Below are 2,817 nucleotides of genomic sequence, written 5' to 3'. Positions count from 1 at the left end.
TGCAGTGAAAGTTGCACGCAGGGTTCTTAGGAGAGCGGCACCTGGTAACAGGTGTCGCTTATCCGACCAATTATTGTTTTGAGTTAATACTCCTCGCGATTTTGCAGATCCTAACTTTGCATACAAGAACTAATGTGGTTCAAACCTCATATGTGCATAGCTATTCAGGGGGCTGATTTGTCGTAGCAACCTGCAAAGCTGCTCTAGGACAAAAAGCGTGTTGGGGCCATCGCTCTATGTTAGTATTATTTCTAATTTAACCTCTCTAATGCATTGATAAATTAAGAAAATACGGCGATGAAAAAGAACTCTGACTTGATCCACTATTCAAGAGCTGGTGATATTTTTCACTACAGATGGGCAGTAAAGCGATGTTTAGAGCTATTAGACTTCAATACTGACTTGCAACACATCACTATCGAGGGGTCACAAGAATGTGGCTTAGCTGGCGAATGTGTTGTTGATCTAGCGGAGTATCGTCAATCTTCAAAGGGTGACCGACGTGTAGAATATTTCCAGTTAAAGCATTCGACTGTGCGAGCTGACACCCCATTTACACTGTCTGAATTGAAAGAAACTATTGAAGGATTTGCAAAGCGTTATTCTGAATTAACAAGATCCATACAAATTTTAAAAAACGTAAAATTTACAGTTCTTACAAATCGCTTAATTTCACGAAACTTTAAGAAATACATTGAGAAAATAGCTAGTGGTGAAAATGCCCCTGATGGATTTACGAAAACACTTGAAGAATATACAAATTTCAAGGGGCAGAAGCTCAAGCAATTTTGCGAATGCTTGCAGTTGTGTGATTCCGAAGGCAATTACGATGAACAAAAATACGATATTCACAAAGAGCTAGCTAAGTTATCTGTTTCAAAAAATATCCTAGATAGAGAAAAGCTGTTAGTAGCCAAAGTTTGGGAAAAAATCGAGCCGGGTCAATCTAATGTCATTAAACGAGAAGATATGCTTGAAGCTTTTGATGTAATAAGTTTCGATGACTTTTTCCCAGCTCCGCCACTCTTTGAGCCAATCGACAATTACATCCCTAGAGATGAACAAACCTGTATCGTTGCGTCTATAAAGTCGGCTACAACACACACTATTATCACTGCAAATGGTGGTGTAGGTAAGTCAATTTTAAGTAGTAACCTCTTTACCGAATTCAATGAACCATCAATCGTAATAGCATATGATTGTTTTGGGAACGGAAGTTACCGTAGAACAAGCGCTAAACGGCATGAAGCCAAATACGCTCTTACTCAGGTGATCAACACGCTTGCAAAAGAAGGTTTATGCGATCAGATAATACCAACTAGAAACGAACCAGATGAGCACTGGATTAAGGCATTTTTGAACAGAATTAGAGAAGTTTGTACTACACTATCAGCGCAGGATGAAAGTGCTTTTTTAGTATTAATCTTTGATGCCGCAGACAATGCTGAAATGGCTGCTGAAGAACACGGGGGGACGTGTTTCGTCAGCCAACTTTTAAAAGAAGTGGTGCCTGACAATTGTAGATTGGTGTTTACGTGTAGACCAGAGAGATTAGATCTTCTCGACCCACCGTCTTCCATTAAACCAATCCAACTATCTCCGTTTTCAAACGATGAAACGCTTGTCAATTTACAAGCTAAGTATTCGGCTTCAACTATAGAACAAGCTACTGAGTTTAATCGCTTAACAGGCGGAAACCCGCGAGTGCAATCTAATGCACTATCATTAAAAATATCTTCGTTGAGCAACCTGTTGCTGTCTTTTGGTTCGAAAGTATTAACTGTTGAAGACTTAATAGAACGGCAATTAGAAGAGTCAATTTTTAGAATTAAGGATGAGTTTCCTAAAAACTATCGTGAGAGCATAGACAGTATCTGCATAGGGTTGGCTGTGTTGCCACCATTTGTGCCAATAGCAGTTTTAGCGAAGGCGGCTAATGTATCTACGGACTCAGTAAAAAGTTTTATAGCAGATTTAGGCCACCCGCTATGGCAAATTGATGACACCGTTCAATTTAGAGATGAACCAACTGAAAAGTGGTTTCAAGATAACTACTCTACAACTCCCGAAAAAATATATTCGTTTGTAAACGCGATTAAGCCACTTGCGACAGAATTTCCGTATGTTTCAGAGTCACTTCCTTTACTATTACTAAAAGCTGAGCAGTTAGACGAATTGGTGGAGCTAGCGTTATCTGAGAATTTCCTCCCTTCAATCAGTTCTTTTGATGATAATCAAGTGAAAGTGCAAAGATTACAGTACGCATTTAAAGCTGCTCTAAAGACCAACCGGTTATATGAAGCGGCAAAACTGGCGCTGACCGCTGGTGAAGAGATTGCTGGGAATGACCGCCAAATAGATATTTTAACAAATAATGTAGATCTTGCTTCTTTGTTTTTATCTCCTGGGCGCATACAAGAACTTGCTCATAGAAAAGAGTTAAGTGGTAGCTGGGATGGTTCAGAAACTGTATTCGCAGCATCTTTACTGTCGAGTGTATCCGGTTTGAAAGGTGAGGCCTATAGTTACTATAGATCTGCTGTACATTGGCTTCGCCGTTATTTTCAAAAACGTAACGAGGCAAAAGATGAGAAAGAAAGGTTTAATGAAAAACTAGAAGATATTGAAATCGTAGAATTAGCATTGGCACTATATCGAATTAAAGGCTGGAAAAAATGTGCTGACTTCTTACTCTCTTGGAGCCCATCTTCGTGTATATATAGGATTACTTCTAGATGTACGGAAAGGCTTATTGATGCAGGAGACTTTGAACATATAGAAAAGATGGCAAACTACGGTATGATCTGCTCCAGTTAG

General features: G+C 39.4%; 1 protein-coding gene. It reads left to right on the top strand.

Features of this window, described 5'->3' with window-relative positions; translation table 11 throughout:
• The first annotated feature begins 297 nt into the window (after positions 1 to 297).
• Entirely contained in the window at positions 298 to 2,817 is a 2,520-nt protein-coding gene (locus AB4589_RS23345) for a hypothetical protein (RefSeq protein ID WP_372101792.1), read from the top strand.

The sequence above is a fragment of the Vibrio sp. 10N.222.49.A3 genome (assembly GCF_041475145.1).
Classification (GTDB): Bacteria; Pseudomonadota; Gammaproteobacteria; order Enterobacterales; family Vibrionaceae; genus Vibrio; species Vibrio tasmaniensis_A.
Note: the sequence above shows the minus strand (reverse complement) of the source record. Positions and strands in the feature narration are given on the sequence as shown.